This window comes from Pantoea sp. X-Soil-ISGK-421 (assembly GCF_059730785.1).
The window spans coordinates 1135227-1150249 of sequence record NZ_AP035979.1; the positions used below are offsets into that span (position 1 = coordinate 1135227).

The following is a 15023-nucleotide window of genomic DNA, read 5'->3' on the forward strand; positions in this document are numbered from 1 at the left end:
AATTCCTCATTGAAGCTGGTTGGACAGGACGGGGTTGTAAGCAACCACGTCGCTCAGCGCGCGGACGGTGGCGGGCGTGAAGGCGCTGCGAGATTCGTCGATCGCCTGCGGGTAACTGATCAAGCCTAGCTGGCGTAGCGCAAACAAGCCGGGAAGATTTACGCCGCTGAAGCGGGTGTAACCAATGCCGCCGGAAGGGCGCATATTGATCTCCAGTAATAACGGTTTGCCGCTGGCATCATTGCGCGTCTGCACGTTGATCAATCCATCCGCGCCCATGGCTTCAGCACAGGCTTGCGCCAGCTCAAAGGCCTCACCGCTGTTCTCCAGATACTGCAATGCGCCTTCTTTGCGGCGCGCTATAGCGGCTAGCACCTTGCCGTTTTCCGCCAGCATATCAACGGAATATTCCGGTCCCGGCAGCCACGGCATCAGGACCAGCGGCTCCATGCTGTCGGCGGCTTCCAGCGCCTGTAAGTAATATTTTGCTTGCACCCGGCGCGCGTCTGGATGGGTAAATACCGCCATCGGCGAGACGCTTTCATCAAACTGCCAGAATCCCATGCCATAAATACCGGTAACCGGTTTTACGCACAGCGGTAGATCGCCAAACGGCTGGCTGGCAATCAGCTCGCGTAACTGTACGGGCGAATCCACGCGCAGTGAAGGCACCACCGGCAAATTCAGGCTTTTCATATGGTGGGCGAAAGCGACTTTGTCATCGGCCAGATCCAGCATGGCGACATCGCGTGCGCCAGTGGTTAAGCGCGCACCGCTGGCTTCAATTGCCGCGCGATGGGTTTCAAACCAATGGGCATGGCGGCCGGTATGAATCGCCTGAATGGCATGTTTTTCTACGGTTGAAAGAATAAATTCGAGGCGCTGATTGATATCGTTAGGTTCTATTAATGCATGATCGGCCAGAGAAAGTATTTCATTACGTTGATGGCGATGGGAGGCATAAATAGACACGTTGTAGTTGTGTTTTTTAGCTGTGAATTTAATGCCATTAATTATATCGCGCTGGGAGGATAAACCTTCCATTAGCCAAATTTTGTGAGACATTTCTAATTATTTCCGCTGGAGGCTTGCCGGTGGGTTATGGCTTGCGAGTTTATTTATACGCTCGAAAGGAGTCAATCATAATATGATTTTTTACCCTAACGTAACTTTATGAATTTTAATGTAAAGAATTGTCATGTTTAGTGCATGGGTTGAACTGCGGTGATCTGTTTAAGTTGTTCTTGTAAAACGATTTATTTTGTTTCATGAAATTGCTGTGAAAATTAATGCCGCTCATCAATATCATCATGATATGATTTTGTCCTCATGGAATTTGAAGCAAATATAAAACCCTTTTCAAACCTGTTTGAAGGAATTATGACATGGTTTCATTAAGCAAGAATCAGACGGTCTCACTCAGCAAACAAACCGCTTCGCTGAATAAATTACATTTCGGCTTAGGCTGGGATCCAATTAAAAAGAAAGGCTTCATGGGCAAGCTTTTTGGTGGCGGCAGCGATTCCATCGATCTCGATGCCAGCTGCGTATTACTGGACCAATCCGGTAATGCCATTGATACCATCTGGTTCCGCGCATTAACCTCCAAATGTGGTTCGGTGAAACACAGCGGCGATAACCGCACTGGCGAAGGCGATGGCGATGATGAAGTGATCAACGTCGAGCTGTCTCGTCTGCCGGCCAATGTTGAGTATCTCGCATTCACCGTGAACAGCTTCCAGGGCCAAACCTTTAACGAAGTGGAAAATGCCTTCTGCCGCGTTGTTGATCAAAATGGCAAAGAACTGGCGCGCTATCAGCTGACTGAGCAAGGCAGCCATACCGGCATCGTGATTGCTTCACTGCACCGCAACGGCGGTCTGTGGGACTTTACGGCGCACGGCCGCGCGAGTGCTGGCCGTACCATCGACGCGATGCAAAATGACATCGTTGCCGCAGTGGTGCGCTAATGAATATGACGCCGGGGAGCAATGCTCCCGTTCCCGCTAATCTGCTAACGGTGCGCGTGCTTTCTGGCGCAGCCGTGGATGCTTCTGCTTTTCGTCTGTTCGCCAGCGGCAAAGTGAACGGCGATGCCGATATGGTGTTCTACGGTCAGCCGGATAATGACGACCGCACCATCAGCCTGAAAAGCGAAGGGCACAATGCCGCCTTTTCTGTCGATCTCAACCGCTTGCGCCCTGACGTGCAGAAAGTGGCCTTCACCGTCACCTGTGACGGCGGCCGCAACGTGTCGGGTTTGCAACGCCTGGCAATTCAGGTGGAGCAGGGCGGTGAAGTGCTGCTGAATGGCAGCGTGGAGCTGGTGGGACGTCAGGAAGCGGCGTTGATCCTCGGCGAACTTTACCGTCGCAATAATGACTGGAAATTCCGTTTTATTGCACAGGGTTTCAACGGCGGCTTGCAGCCGCTGGCGGAACATTTTGGTGTCGATGTGGCTGACCCCGCGCCCGCACCAATACCTGCGCCAGCGCCGCAGGCGGCTCCGGCGCCAACTCCGACGCCCGCGCCGGCAAAAATCAATCTGAGCAAAGTTTCTCTCACCAAAGAGAAACCGGCGATCAGCCTGACCAAGCGCGATAACTTCGGTGAAATCCGCATCAACCTCAACTGGCATCGTGAGACGAACAGCGGTGGTGGCGGGTTGCGTTCATTCTTCGGCGGCAACAAAGGCGTGGATCTCGATCTCGGCGCCTTCGTTGAGCTGCAGGACGGTTCGCGCGGCGTGATCCAGGCACTGGGCGGCAACTTTGGCGCCATGCATGCCAAACCTTTCGTACACTTGCAGGGCGACGATCGTACCGGCGAAGTGAGCGATGGTGAATGGCTGCATATCAACGGTCGCGAGTGGAGTCAGATTCGTGAAGTGCTGATTTTCGCCTTCATCTATCAAGGCGCGGCCAGCTGGGACAAAACGGATGGCGTAGTGACGCTGCACATCCCAGACCAGCCACCGATTGAAACGCGTATGACGGAAGGCGAGAACCGCCGCAACATGTGTGCGATTGCTCGTCTGGTCAATGAGAACGGCAGTATCCGCGTCGAGCGTATCAATCAATTCTTTAACGGGCATTCCGATATGGATAAAGCTTTCGGTTGGGGATTCAACTGGCGAGCCGGTTCCAAATAATTACAGACAGAGGATTTACTATGAGCTTTTTCAACAAGGTTAAAGGGGCGTTTAACTCGGGCCGCGACGAGCTGACCAAACAAGTTAGCCGCTTTAAAAATAAGAAATTCATGCAAGGTACAGTGGCTGTTTGCGCACGCATTGCGGTTGCAGACGGCGGTGTGAGCGCGGAAGAGAAGCAGAAGATGATCGGTTTTCTGCGCGCTTCCGAGGAATTGAAAGTTTTTGATACCACGGAAGTGATTGATTTCTTCAACAAGCTGGTGAGCAGCTTCGATTTCGATCTGGAAATCGGCAAGGGCGAAACCATGAAGTACATCCTGGCGTTAAAAGATCAGCCGGAAGCCGCACAGTTGGCGGTCCGCGTAGGTATTGCTGTCGGTAAAAGTGACGGTGATTTTGATGCTGACGAGCAGAAAGCAGTGCGTGAAATCGCCGTGGCTTTGGGCTTCGATCCAGCAATATTTGGGCTTTAAGTTTTCGTCCTTTAAGGGTTAAACATGGAATCTACACATATTGGCTTTCCCGCTGAAACCGTCGCGGTTTTCATCGCGCTTTCAGTGGGAGCTATTTTTATCGACCTGTTCATGCACCGCGGCGACAAGCCGATTTCGCTGAAAAGCGCGGCGTTATGGTCGGTGTTTTGGGTGGCTGTGGCGATGGGTTTCGCCGGCTTCCTCTATATCCATCACGGCGCTGAAGTTGCCAGCCTGTTCGTGACCGGTTACGCACTGGAGAAAGTGCTTTCCGTCGATAACCTGTTCGTGATGATGGCGATCTTCTCGTGGTTCGCCGTTCCAGACCGCTACCGTCACCGCGTGCTTTATTGGGGCATCATCGGTGCCATTGTCTTCAGGGGCATCTTCGTGGCGATCGGTACCGGCTTGCTGAGTCTCGGTCCATACGTCGAAATCGTGTTTGCGCTGATTGTTGCGTGGACAGCGGTAATGATGCTGAAAAGCGGCGATGACAGCGACGAGATCGAAGATTACTCGCAGCACCTTGCCTATCGCGGCGTGAAGCGTTTCTTCCCGATCTGGCCAAAAATGCGTGGCAACGCCTTCCTGCTGAATCAGAAGGAAGTCGATGAAGAGCTGCAGAAGCCAGAAAACAAAGATGTGACAGTCGGTCGCGCTAAGAAAGCCGCGCTGTATGCCACGCCGTTGATGCTGTGTGTGGCGGTGGTTGAACTCTCTGATGTGATGTTCGCCTTCGACTCCGTGCCGGCGATTATCGCGGTGAGTCGTGAACCGCTGATTGTTTACAGCGCCATGATGTTCGCCATTCTTGGCTTGCGTACCCTGTACTTTGTACTCGAAGCATTGAAGCAGTATCTGGTTCACCTGGAGAAAGCCGTTATCGTGCTGCTGTTCTTCATCGCGGTGAAACTGGGTCTGAATGCTACCGATCATATCTGGCATCACGGCTACAGCATCTCGGCTAGCGCCAGCCTGTTTGTGGTACTCGGCGTGTTAGCGGTCGGTATTGTGCTCAGCGTGATGTTCCCCGGTAAACCCGAGGAAAAAGAAGAGAGTTGATCTTCTGCCAGCAATGAGTCTGAAAAATTATTAACCAAGAGGTAATTACAATGAGCGTTTCTCTTTCTAAAGGCGGTAACGTTTCGCTTAGCAAAGCGGCACCAACCATGAAAAACGTCCTCGTTGGCCTTGGCTGGGATGCACGTTCCACCGATGGTCAGGACTTTGACCTTGATGCGTCAGCGTTCTTGCTGTCCGCTAGCGGCAAAGTCCGCGGCGATGCTGACTTTATTTTCTATAACAACCTGGTCTCTTCCGACGGTTCTGTTTCCCACACCGGTGACAACCGTACCGGTGCAGGCGATGGCGATGATGAATCGCTGAAAATCAAACTGGATTTGATCCCGGCTGATGTCGACAAAATCGTGTTTGTAGTCACCATCCATGATGCGCAGACCCGTCGTCAGAGTTTTGGCCAGGTTTCCGGCGCGTTTATCCGCCTGGTAAACGATGACGACCGCAGTGAAGTGGCGCGTTACGATTTGACCGAAGATGCCTCCACCGAAACCGCCATGCTGTTTGGCGAGCTGTACCGTAACGGTGCCGAGTGGAAATTCCGCGCAGTCGGCCAGGGTTATGCCGGTGGTTTGGCCTCGGTATGCGCCCAGTACGGCATTAACGCGTCTTAATCGCTGACATAACTCTCACGGGCAACTTCACGTTGCCCGCATCATCCAATTAAAAGCAGGAGCTTTAAAATGGCAGTTTCTCTGGTAAAAGGCGGTAACGTTTCCCTGACTAAAGAAGCACCAACCATGAATGTTGCCATGGCGGGTCTGGGTTGGGATGCACGTGTAACAGATGGTCAGGACTTTGACCTCGATGCCTCAGTGTTTATGGTCGGTGACGACGGTAAAGTGCTGAGCGACACTGGATTTATCTTCTTCAACAATAAGTTGAGCGCGTGTGGTTCCGTTGAGCATCAGGGCGATAACCGCACCGGTGCGGGCGATGGCGATGATGAGCAGGTGAAAATCACCCTGTCTAAAGTGCCAGCAGATGTGAAGAAGCTGGTCTTCGCGGTCACCATTTACGATGCAGAAGCGCGTAAGCAGAACTTCGGCATGGTGAGCAACAGCTTTATGCGTATCTTTAACAATGATAACGGCGCAGAAATCGCCCGTTTTGACCTGTCTGAAGATGCGTCTACCGAAACCGCGATGGTGTTCGGTGAGTTGTATCGCAACGGTGCCGAGTGGAAGTTCAAAGCTGTTGGTCAGGGCTTCGCGGGCGGCTTGGCCGCGCTGGCATCGCAGCATGGCGTGAGCGTCTGATTTAAAACAAGGTTATCAAAGCCCCGGCTGGTCCGGGGCTTTTTACTATCTAAAGGACGGATGTGAATCAATCACCATGAATGGTGTAATCCCGATCAGTTAAGCAATGAGCGTCTTTCGTTCGCCATAGGCTGGGGCAGTTAGAGTTATGCCGTGCGGCGACCGAGAAGAGGGCGTCTGGCCACGCCCTCTTCACTCCCCGGCCCTGCGCCAGCCCAGCCCGCCGCTACGCGGTTCCTTCACTCACTCACTCACTCGCTCACGATTCCTGACGGACCGGCGGCGATTTGCTCCTGCTCAGCGCCGCCTCTCGCCGCATCCCTGCGGCTCGCCCTGGAATCCCTCACTCGCTCAGCGGGCTGGGATGTCGCCTCAACACCCACGCTGCAGCAATAATGCGTATGACTGAGTCATCATCGCTGTAGCGCCTGCAGGGTCGCCATGAATGGCGCCCCTACGGTTATTCGGCGGGGTTTTCGTAGGATGCGCATTTATGCGCACTTGTTGGGTGATAACCAGCGCCAATACGGAAAAGTGCGGCTAGGGATCGAGGCGCAGCATGCGCAGTTTTTCCATCGGCACGCGGCGTTTTTTCCACGTTGGATGGAAATGACGCCAGTGCGGATCTTGCGCGGCGGCCAGTAATTCAAAATCACCGCGCGTATCGCCCCAGGCACGCAGGTGATAGTTATGCAGCGGGCCGTAAACGCTTTCCAGTCGCTTGACTTTTTGCCCGCAGCGGCAGTTATGACCGGTTATCTTTCCGGTCAGAATGCCGTCAATCACTTCTAATTGGGTGCCGATGAGATTGATACCCAGACGCTCAGCGAAAGGTTCTAACACCATCGCGGGCGAAGCGGAACAGATGGTCACTTCCGCGCTGGAGTTCACTTCCGCGGCAACCGCCAACAGCCCGGCAGGGCGCATCAGCTTATTCCAGTTCGCCGCGCAGAACAGTTTTGCCTGCTCACGGACCCATTTCTCCTCAACGCCGGTTAAAAAGGTCTTAATCAGCACCTCTTTCAGCTCATCGCGCGTCAGCTTTTTTCGCATGCAGTGCAGCGTGGGTACCGCCAGCCTGGCGAGTCTGCGCGCAAAAGCACGTTTGCTAAAACTGAAGCGCAGAAAGGGGATAAAGCTATCGTGAATGGTCAACGTGCCGTCAAAATCAAACACGGACAGAACCTGATTTTCACGCGCTAAGGAGGATTCCATGGACATGTTGTTCTCTTTTGTCGCAAGCCGTAATCAATGGCCACGATGATAGCAAATGGCTGGCCGATATTCTCCTGCGTGAATGCGGCTACCGATAAACGGTAGCCGTTTGAAGCGCTTACTCGCGAATTTTACCCTCTTCTTCGCGGGTTTTACCCTCTTCGATAAACTCTTCGTCGATCTCTTCTGAGTTCTCACGGTTATCACGACCGGAGAGCAGGTTCCAGCAGGCAATAAACAGCGCGGCGATCAGCGGACCAATGACGAAGCCGTTAATGCCATACACTTCCATGCCACCCAGCGTGGAGATCAGGATCAGGTAGTCAGGCATTTTGGTGTCTTTACCGACCAGCAGCGGACGCAGGATATTATCCACCAAACCCACCACCACCACGAAGAAGCCAATCAGGAACAGTGCTTTCCAGATGGCGCTGGTAGCGAAGAAGAAGATGGTCGCGGGTACCCAAACAATCGCGGAGCCCACCGCCGGAATCAGCGACAGGAATGCCATCAAGGTGCCCCACAGCAGGCTGCCATCAATGCCAGTGATCCAGAAGGCGAAGCCGCCAAGCACACCTTGCACCACCGCAACTACCACAGTGCCTTTCACTGTGGCGCGCGATACCGCAGCGAACTTCATCATCAGGTGATGTTTCACGTAGGTTGAGAGTGGCAGCGCTTCCAGCATCAAATTCACCAGCCAGGCACCATCTTTCAACAGGAAGAACAGCAGATAGAGCATCACGCCAAAACCAACGGTAAAGGTGAACGTACCTTTGCCGATCAGGAACACGCTGCCCGCCATGTACTGGCCGCCTTTAAGTGCAAAACCGGAAAGCTTTTGCTGTATCTCTTGCGCGTTGTTCAGATTGTTTTCAGCGAGATAGTTACGTGCCCAGGAAGGCAGATGCTGCAGCAGTTCGGCGAACACCACCGGGAATTGCGCCGAGTTGTTCTGCAGTTTGGTGTATACCGTGTTGACTTCGACCACCATCGAAGAGGTGATCAGCGCCAAGGGCGTGAAGACAATCAAGCAGATAATCAGCAGCGTGGCGAATGAAGCCAGGCCGTTACGATCCCCCATTTTGCTGCGCAACAGTGACTTCAATGGATGGAAAATCACTGCCAGAATTGCGGCCCAGAAAATGGCAGAAAAATACGGTGTCAGCACATCAAAAAAGGCGAACGTGACGATCGCCAAAATAACGATAAAGAAGCCTAAATTAAGTCCTTTAATACGCATTACATAGTCTCGTCAGTAGATAGGGCGAGTGAACTATAGAACGCCTGACGGGGAATGTAATGTTTTTAGCAAAGATGGTTCGCTTAAGCCCCTGAAGTGAGCAGACCTAAGATGTCCCATTCTGTCCGCCTGATGTCTGTTAACTGGCTGGAAGACAGGCGTGATTACAGTAATGATGGTGGCTGAAATGAACCGGAGGAAATCATGCTGGAATTACGTCCTAACTGCGAATGTTGTGATAAAGACTTACCGCCGGAGTCACTGGATGCGCGTATCTGTTCGTTTGAATGCACTTTTTGTGTGGCGTGTGCGGAAGGCCTTTTGGCGCAATGTTGCCCAAATTGCAGCGGGGAACTGGTGCGTCGACCAATTCGTCCTGCCGCAGCATTAGCACGTCATCCGGCATCCACGACACGACATTTATCTGCGACAGTGACACGCTGAATCAGCACGGTAAGCTGCGATTCGGAAAATACGTCAATGCCGTGCTGGCGCAGCAGTGCTGCTGCGACGCCCTGACCGGGCTGTTGCTGGCCGCTAAAACTGCCGTCATAGATGCGTTGGCTGCCGCAGGTCGGGCTGCCATCAGTAAGCAGGGCAAAGCGACAACCCGCTTCTTGCGCCGCACGCAGTGCCAACCACGCTGCCAGCACGTAATGCTGGGTGACATCTCTGCCATCTGATTCCACGATGCGCGCTGCGCCCGTTAACACCTGTTCTGCACTGCCGCCGTGAATTTCAGCGGATAAGCGTGGAGTGTTTAAGCCAGCTGCCAGTTCAGGGCAGTGGATAACCAGACGCTGCTCGCTGCGCCAGCGCGCTAAGGTGTCTGAGATCAGCGCTTTATCGCTGGCGTTATATCGCACTGCATATCCCATCAGGCAGGCACTGACTAATATTTTTTCCATGTAAACGTTTTCCTTAAATAACTCGACGATAAGGTCGCAGTATTAAAGTGTTCCGCAACAGATGTAATATTGAGCGCGATATTAATCACTGTCATGTATTAATGTGATGATGGGGCGATATTATCGTATTAATGATTAGGAGATTGATGAATAACACTGAACTCTGGTCGCGGAAAAGGGTTTTTGAAATGAGTTCATATGCTATAATTATGATTTAACGGGTTTTTATTTGGTTTTCTGACTTGCATTGAGTCTTGTTTCTGGCATCTTTTTTTATCGAAAGGTTGTTCTGGTCAGAGCACAGACCTTATTTATAATGAAACATTGTTTCGCAAAATGTTATTTTTAGTCTCCGTGATTTTTGCGTATTTTTCTGAAAAATAGTGCTTTTCAAAAGAGTTTCTCACATTTAAATGGTATTGTTTACCGGCAATGCTAGTGATGTGGCGTTGTGTGCTTCAGTTTTACCCTCACTTTTGCAGGGTTTACCCGTTTATGCAATTTACGGAAATTCAATTATCCTCCCGATCCTTGCGATCGGGTTTTTTCTTTATATTTCCCCGGTCTATCCGTAATAAACACTGATGCGTCTCTTCGATTCCGTTAATGTCAGAAAATACACAATCGTTAAGAAAGTGATAATTTGACGTAATTTCTTGTAAGTATCCGTTTTTTAAGAGTTTTGGAAATGCTTTTTTGTCTCCATCTAATCAATAGTAGTGTTCAACGGCACAGCAACTGCCGTTATCATTGGAGGCAACACCATGAAAAAAACAACGTTAAGTCTTATTGCGTCACTTATTGCATGCAGCACACTGTTTTCAAGCGTTTCCCGGGCAGATGGCCCAGGTGACCAGCGCTGGCAGTCGCACGGCGGCGACCAGCACCAGGACCACGGACGTGGCCCGGATCGTGGCGGCGACCGCGGACCGAATCGCGGCAACGATCACGACCGCGGCAACGATCACGATCGTGGACCTGGCCCGGATCGTCATGACCGTTATGCTGATCATCGTATGCCGGAAGGACATCGTGGCGGCGATCGCTTCGCCTGGGGCGGACATGACTTCCGTCGCGGCTATCCGGCACCGCCGGAGTTTCGTGGCCCGCACTATCGTGTAGATGACTGGCGCGATCGTGGTCTGTATGCGCCACCGCGCGGTGAGCACTGGGCTTATATCGACGGTAATTACGTGCTGGTGGCCGCCGCAACCGGTATCATCACCGCAATTCTGCTCAACGGCGCGTTCAACTAATTCCCTCTGCGGATGGCCACGGCCATCCGTGTTTTTCTCCGTTTTATCCGCTCACCAGGTTATTCTCTATACGACCCGTTTTTCCTTTCAATACGTTAAGGAGTGATGATGACCGTGGTAAAAATGGTGGCGGTGGATAAAGACGGCACCTTTCTCGACGACAAAAAACAGTACAATCGCGCGCGTTTTAACGCGTGCTACCAGGAAATGAAGCAGCGCGACATCAAGTTTGTGGTAGCCAGCGGCAATCAATATTACCAACTCAAATCTTTCTTCCCTGATATCGCCAGTGAAATTGCCTTCGTGGCTGAAAACGGCGCGTGGATCATTGATCGTGATGAAGAGTTATTCTGCGGCGAGTTCTCACGTCAGGATATTGATGCGGTGCTGGATACGCTGCACAACGGTAATTATCCTGAACTGCGCTACATCCTCTGCGGACGCGACAGCGCGTATTACTTCGAAGGTCTTGATGAGAAGTGGCTGGTGAAAATGCGTCACTATTGCCATCGCCTGAAGGCCATTCGCAGCCTGGATGAAGTGGCGGGCGATAAGCTGTTCAAGTTCGCGCTGAATTTGTCCGATGATTACGTGGAGCCGCTGATGGCGGACATTGAGCGTCTGCATCATGGCGCGGCGGCCGCCACATCCAGCGGCCACGGTTCAGTCGATTTGATTGTGCCGGGCAACCATAAAGGTCACGGCCTCGATCTGCTGGGTAAACGCTGGGGCATCGATCGCAGTGAAACTTTGGTGTTTGGCGATGGCGGCAACGATCTCGAAATGCTGCAGCAGTCTGGCTTTAGCTTTGCTATGGCAAATGCACCGCAGAAAGTCAAAGACGCGGCACGCTTTGAAGCGCCGAGTAATAACGAAGAGGGCGTGCTACAGGTGATTGAGCAGATGCTGGCCGGTAAACCACCGTTTGTCATCTGATCGTCATTTTTAGCTGAATTTATTCTTTGCTCTGCCGATATTCGATTGTGACGGAACGCACAATTCGCCGCTGAGCGGCACTTCTTATCTCAATCGTGAATGCAGTCGGTTAGAAAGGATAAATTATGTTGCCAACCCGTTTGGCTACCCGCATGACGTTGGGTGGCCTGCTATTACTGTGCGTCACAACCGCAGTGGTGTTCTCCGTTCTCTTGTTGCGCGGTCAACCGCGCGTCATTGAAGCCAGCCATACGCTGATTGAGCAGGCCGGTAGCAATCTGGTCAGCCAATTAAATCAGCAGCTGATGCGTATTGAAGGCGAAGCCGTCAGCATGGCGCGCCTCGCCGAAGTCTTGCCGCACGATGCCACGCTGTGGCAGCAAAGTTTCCCGCAAATCATCAACAGCAGCGGCAATAAAACCATTGCGGGCGGCGGCGTGTGGCCGGAACCCGATGCCTTTAGCGCCGGTGTGCAGCGTCGCAGCTTCTTCTGGGCACGGCAGAGTGATGGCTCGCTGGCCTATTCCGATGACTACAACCTGCCTGCGGGCAACGGCTATCAACAGGAAAGTTGGTACAGCGCGGTGCGCAATGGAGCACGCGATCGCTGTGGCTGGTCTGAGGTTTATCAGGATCCGGTGTCTGGTGTGAAAATGGTGACCTGTAGCGTGCCGTACACGGTGGGCGAGCGTTTTGCCGGTGTCGCGACGCTGGATGTGCAACTGGATAATCTTGCGGGCTTAATGCAGCAGAAAGGGCAGGTGACCGGCGGTTATGCCTTTGCGCTTGATAGCGCAGGCAATCTGCTTTATTACCCGGGTCAGGACCTTAAATCGCTTACCACCTTAAGCAGCCTGGCGGGAAAATCCAGCTGGCTGGCTCCACTCGCCGCTCGTATCGGCCAGTTGAAAGGCGATGGCGATGTATTGCAACTGTCGGATTTCGCTGACGATTACTTGCATGACAGTGCGCAGGTCACGCTGTTCCGCATGCCCGGCACCGGTTGGGTGATTGGCCTTGTGACGCCAGAGCGCGCGGTCAGCGGCCTGGCTCATACCCTGATGCGTGACATCTTCACCTACTTAATTCCGGCGATGATCGTGCTGCTGCTATTAACCTGGACATTTACCCAACGCATTGGGCAACGCCTGAAAGCCACGCATGCTGCGTTGGATGAGATTGCCAATGGCGATGGTGATTTAACGCGCCGCCTGACCAAAAGTGGACGCGATGAGCTGGCAGATATCGCCGGTGCGTTTAATAGTTTTGTCGATAAGATCGCCGGCGTCATTACCCGCGTGCAGAGCAGTGGTGTAACGGTAGCGGCTAACGCATCAGGCCTGGCACACAGTAATACCGCGCTGTCGGAGAAAATTGCCGAGCAGGCCGCAGCACTGGAACAAAGTGCCGCGGCGATGGAGCAGCTCAATGCTACCGTGCAACAGAACGCCGAAAATACCCGGTTGGCCGATGCGGCGGCCGAACAGACCGCACAGATTGCTCGCAGCAGCAGCGAAATGATGGGCGAAGTGGTGAGCACCATGGGCGCCATCCAATCCTCTTCGCGGCGTGTTGCAGAGATTTTGACCGTAATCGACAGCATCGCGTTTCAAACTAACATTCTCGCATTGAATGCGGCGGTAGAAGCGGCACGCGCCGGTGAGCAAGGGCGTGGTTTTGCGGTGGTGGCGTCTGAAGTGCGTGCGTTAGCCCAGCGCAGTGCCACCGCGGCGCAGGAGATCAAGACGCTGATTACCGATTCCGACAGCAACGTACTGGCCGGCAGTAAATTAGTGGAAGGCGCGGGACAGCAGCTTTCCCAGCTGGTCACTGACGTACATAAAGTGAAGCAGGTGGTGAGTGAAATGCGCGTGGCCGGTGACGAGCAGAGCAAAGGTATTGCCGAAGTGACGCTAGCGGTATCGCAGATGGAGCGAGGCATTCAGCAAAACCTGATGCTGGTGACGCAAACCGCCGAGAACACCCAAGCGCTGCGTGATGAAGCGGCGCAGCTGGCGCAAGAGATAGCCATGTTTAAAGTGGCCGAGCAGTAAATTGTCGGGCAGCGTTAGCTGCCCGTTATCACTTAAACGATGCGCCAGGCGGCGGCGATCATCTCCGTCAACGTGGGTGCATCGTAGCTGACCCAACCGTTTTTGCTGTTGGCGCGCGATACAATCCAGTCAACATCGGTGGCTGACAATGTTGGGCCATCCAACCAAAAGGGCACGATCGCCTGCTGCTGGATCCAGGCTTTTAACGCCAATGCCGGCGGCGCGGGATCGTCCGGCAGCAGCTGTTGACCAAGCTGCGCCATCAAGCGTTGCTGTTCAGCATGCTCGGTTTCGGCCAGTAGCTCGAGGAACGGGAACAGTAAGCGTCCGCAGACTTCACCGTGATGGAATGGCTTGATCGCGCCAAGTTCACCGGCAATGCCGTGAATCACCCCTAATCCGGCACTGCTCAGACACACGCCACCTAACCAGGATGCCATCATCATCGCTTCACGCGCGGCATCACCACGCTCATCATTTTGGTTCAAGTCCGGCCAGGCTTTGAAGAACAGTTGCAACCCATTGAGCGCAGTTTGCTGAGTGAACAGATTGCCTTTACGTGACAGATAGGCTTCGAAGAGGTGAGTGAAGGCATCGATGGCGCAGGTGGCCAACACGCTATCTGGCGCACCTTTCAACAGGTCGGGATCGAGAATTGCGACCTGTGGCACAAAGACCTGATGGCGCAGCGACGCTTTGACCTGAATGTGTTGTTGATCGGTCACCACCGCGTTCTGTGTGGCTTCGCTGCCAGTGCCTGCCGTGGTGGGAATGGCGATCAGCGGCAAGGTTACCGCTTGCACTGGCGTATCACCGACTTTCTCCAGATAGCGTGCAGTGTTGAGCGGATGCTGCATCATGGCACTGAAGGCTTTGGCGGCATCCAGCACGCTGCCGCCGCCAATTGCCACCACACGATCAATGTGGCCGCGCCAGCGCCGCACCCAGCCATCAATCTCATCCGGGGACGCTTCATGGCTGACGATCTCATAACCAATAATCTGATCGTTGAGTGCAGCGCCAAGCCGTGCCCAGGCTGGACCGTTAAGAAAAGAGCGCCCGCAAAATAACAGCGTCGGCTGGGTATTGCCCGCCAGCAGCGGTATCAACTGGTCAATGCTGCCGCGACCAAACAGGGTTTGTTGATTACTGTACAACTCGATCAGATTCTCACTCACCTGCATGTCCTTCTTGTTTGGCGTAAAGACTTAAGTGTAACCAAAAGCCGTGACACTCCCGCTGCAAACATTCTGATAACCCACCGGCAAAAAGTTGATCACCTTCGCAAAACAGAAATTCCGCCGCGGCGGCAGGTGCTTTATGCGCAATGTTACCCTTAACATGATACCCGTAACATTGCTCAGCAGGATGCTTTCCTGCGGCGAACGCTGTTGATTCTCATGTCCTCTGGGATAACCAAAATAAACCGCTGCCGGTAACTTACCGAG

15 protein-coding genes are annotated in these 15023 nt (G+C 53.2%); 10 read left to right on the forward strand and 5 right to left on the reverse strand.

Features of this window, described 5'->3' with window-relative positions:
• Positions 1–6 precede the first annotated feature (6 nt).
• Positions 7–1065, reverse strand: coding sequence for an ATP-grasp domain-containing protein (locus AC6I8K_RS05155; protein WP_497826336.1), 1059 nt, complete (start codon positions 1063–1065; stop codon positions 7–9).
• Positions 1066–1385: 320 nt separating this feature from the next.
• On the opposite strand from AC6I8K_RS05155, the gene AC6I8K_RS05160 reads away from it, so the two are divergent.
• The 6 genes from AC6I8K_RS05160 to AC6I8K_RS05185 all read left to right on the forward strand — a co-directional run bounded on the left by AC6I8K_RS05160 (position 1386) and on the right by AC6I8K_RS05185 (position 5963).
• Positions 1386–1970: a TerD family protein gene (locus tag AC6I8K_RS05160; protein ID WP_497826337.1), complete on the forward strand. Its 585-nt coding sequence runs from the start codon at positions 1386–1388 to the stop codon at positions 1968–1970.
• Entirely contained in the window at positions 1970–3151 is a 1182-nt protein-coding gene (locus AC6I8K_RS05165; protein WP_483816976.1) for a TerD family protein, read from the forward strand. The genes AC6I8K_RS05160 and AC6I8K_RS05165 overlap by 1 nt, the downstream gene beginning before the upstream one ends.
• A gap of 20 nt (positions 3152–3171) precedes the next feature.
• On the forward strand, positions 3172–3627 hold the full coding sequence (locus AC6I8K_RS05170; protein ID WP_064740514.1) for a tellurite resistance TerB family protein: 456 nt from the start codon (positions 3172–3174) through the stop codon (positions 3625–3627).
• Positions 3628–3651: 24 nt separating this feature from the next.
• Positions 3652–4689: a TerC/Alx family metal homeostasis membrane protein gene (locus AC6I8K_RS05175; RefSeq protein ID WP_064740515.1), complete on the forward strand. Its 1038-nt coding sequence runs from the start codon at positions 3652–3654 to the stop codon at positions 4687–4689.
• Between the two features lie 50 nt (positions 4690–4739).
• On the forward strand, positions 4740–5318 hold the full coding sequence (locus AC6I8K_RS05180; protein WP_008103744.1) for a TerD family protein: 579 nt from the start codon (positions 4740–4742) through the stop codon (positions 5316–5318).
• 69 nt (positions 5319–5387) lie between these two features.
• Positions 5388–5963 (forward strand): TerD family protein, encoded by a 576-nt coding sequence (locus tag AC6I8K_RS05185; RefSeq protein ID WP_064740516.1) that lies wholly within the window; start codon positions 5388–5390, stop codon positions 5961–5963.
• Between the two features lie 540 nt (positions 5964–6503).
• Here AC6I8K_RS05185 and AC6I8K_RS05190 read toward each other — a convergent pair.
• Both AC6I8K_RS05190 and AC6I8K_RS05195 read right to left on the reverse strand, forming a co-directional pair.
• Positions 6504–7184: an HAD family hydrolase gene (locus AC6I8K_RS05190; RefSeq protein ID WP_064740518.1), complete on the reverse strand. Its 681-nt coding sequence runs from the start codon at positions 7182–7184 to the stop codon at positions 6504–6506.
• A gap of 112 nt (positions 7185–7296) precedes the next feature.
• On the reverse strand, positions 7297–8421 hold the full coding sequence (locus AC6I8K_RS05195; RefSeq protein ID WP_483816977.1) for an AI-2E family transporter: 1125 nt from the start codon (positions 8419–8421) through the stop codon (positions 7297–7299).
• Positions 8422–8625: 204 nt separating this feature from the next.
• On the opposite strand from AC6I8K_RS05195, the gene AC6I8K_RS05200 reads away from it, so the two are divergent.
• The gene (locus tag AC6I8K_RS05200) at positions 8626–8865 is read left to right on the forward strand and encodes a DUF1272 domain-containing protein (RefSeq protein WP_497826338.1); all 240 of its coding nucleotides are present in this window, start codon (positions 8626–8628) and stop codon (positions 8863–8865) included.
• Here the strand turns inward: AC6I8K_RS05200 and AC6I8K_RS05205 are convergent.
• The gene (locus AC6I8K_RS05205; protein WP_497826339.1) at positions 8817–9329 is read right to left on the reverse strand and encodes a 2-thiouracil desulfurase family protein; all 513 of its coding nucleotides are present in this window, start codon (positions 9327–9329) and stop codon (positions 8817–8819) included. The two genes, AC6I8K_RS05200 and AC6I8K_RS05205, sit on opposite strands and share 49 nt — an antisense overlap.
• Positions 9330–10093: 764 nt before the next feature.
• Between AC6I8K_RS05205 and AC6I8K_RS05210 the strand changes: the two genes are divergently transcribed.
• The 3 genes from AC6I8K_RS05210 to AC6I8K_RS05220 all read left to right on the forward strand — a co-directional run bounded on the left by AC6I8K_RS05210 (position 10094) and on the right by AC6I8K_RS05220 (position 13575).
• Positions 10094–10585 (forward strand): RcnB family protein, encoded by a 492-nt coding sequence (locus tag AC6I8K_RS05210; protein WP_483816980.1) that lies wholly within the window; start codon positions 10094–10096, stop codon positions 10583–10585.
• Positions 10586–10693: 108 nt separating this feature from the next.
• Positions 10694–11521, forward strand: a complete 828-nt coding sequence (locus tag AC6I8K_RS05215; RefSeq protein WP_497827221.1) for a Cof-type HAD-IIB family hydrolase — start codon at positions 10694–10696, stop codon at positions 11519–11521.
• Positions 11522–11646: 125 nt separating this feature from the next.
• Complete coding sequence (locus tag AC6I8K_RS05220) at positions 11647–13575, forward strand: methyl-accepting chemotaxis protein (protein WP_497826340.1); 1929 nt, start codon at positions 11647–11649, stop codon at positions 13573–13575.
• 32 nt (positions 13576–13607) lie between these two features.
• Here the strand turns inward: AC6I8K_RS05220 and AC6I8K_RS05225 are convergent, their stop codons facing one another.
• Positions 13608–14759, reverse strand: a complete 1152-nt coding sequence (locus AC6I8K_RS05225; protein WP_497826341.1) for an iron-containing alcohol dehydrogenase — start codon at positions 14757–14759, stop codon at positions 13608–13610.
• Positions 14760–15023 lie beyond the last annotated feature (264 nt).

Excerpts from the sequence above, each read along its gene's own strand:
- AC6I8K_RS05155 (WP_497826336.1), bottom strand. The coding sequence starts at position 1,065 with ATGTCTCACAAAATTTGGCTAATGGAAGGTTTATCCTCCCAGCGCGAT.
- AC6I8K_RS05160 (WP_497826337.1), top strand. The coding sequence starts at position 1,386 with ATGGTTTCATTAAGCAAGAATCAGACGGTCTCACTCAGCAAACAAACC.
- AC6I8K_RS05165 (WP_483816976.1), top strand. The coding sequence starts at position 1,970 with ATGAATATGACGCCGGGGAGCAATGCTCCCGTTCCCGCTAATCTGCTA.
- AC6I8K_RS05170 (WP_064740514.1), top strand. The coding sequence starts at position 3,172 with ATGAGCTTTTTCAACAAGGTTAAAGGGGCGTTTAACTCGGGCCGCGAC.
- AC6I8K_RS05175 (WP_064740515.1), top strand. The coding sequence starts at position 3,652 with ATGGAATCTACACATATTGGCTTTCCCGCTGAAACCGTCGCGGTTTTC.
- AC6I8K_RS05180 (WP_008103744.1), top strand. The coding sequence starts at position 4,740 with ATGAGCGTTTCTCTTTCTAAAGGCGGTAACGTTTCGCTTAGCAAAGCG.
- AC6I8K_RS05185 (WP_064740516.1), top strand. The coding sequence starts at position 5,388 with ATGGCAGTTTCTCTGGTAAAAGGCGGTAACGTTTCCCTGACTAAAGAA.
- AC6I8K_RS05190 (WP_064740518.1), bottom strand. The coding sequence starts at position 7,184 with ATGTCCATGGAATCCTCCTTAGCGCGTGAAAATCAGGTTCTGTCCGTG.
- AC6I8K_RS05195 (WP_483816977.1), bottom strand. The coding sequence starts at position 8,421 with ATGCGTATTAAAGGACTTAATTTAGGCTTCTTTATCGTTATTTTGGCG.
- AC6I8K_RS05200 (WP_497826338.1), top strand. The coding sequence starts at position 8,626 with ATGCTGGAATTACGTCCTAACTGCGAATGTTGTGATAAAGACTTACCG.
- AC6I8K_RS05205 (WP_497826339.1), bottom strand. The coding sequence starts at position 9,329 with ATGGAAAAAATATTAGTCAGTGCCTGCCTGATGGGATATGCAGTGCGA.
- AC6I8K_RS05210 (WP_483816980.1), top strand. The coding sequence starts at position 10,094 with ATGAAAAAAACAACGTTAAGTCTTATTGCGTCACTTATTGCATGCAGC.
- AC6I8K_RS05215 (WP_497827221.1), top strand. The coding sequence starts at position 10,694 with ATGACCGTGGTAAAAATGGTGGCGGTGGATAAAGACGGCACCTTTCTC.
- AC6I8K_RS05220 (WP_497826340.1), top strand. The coding sequence starts at position 11,647 with ATGTTGCCAACCCGTTTGGCTACCCGCATGACGTTGGGTGGCCTGCTA.
- AC6I8K_RS05225 (WP_497826341.1), bottom strand. The coding sequence starts at position 14,759 with ATGCAGGTGAGTGAGAATCTGATCGAGTTGTACAGTAATCAACAAACC.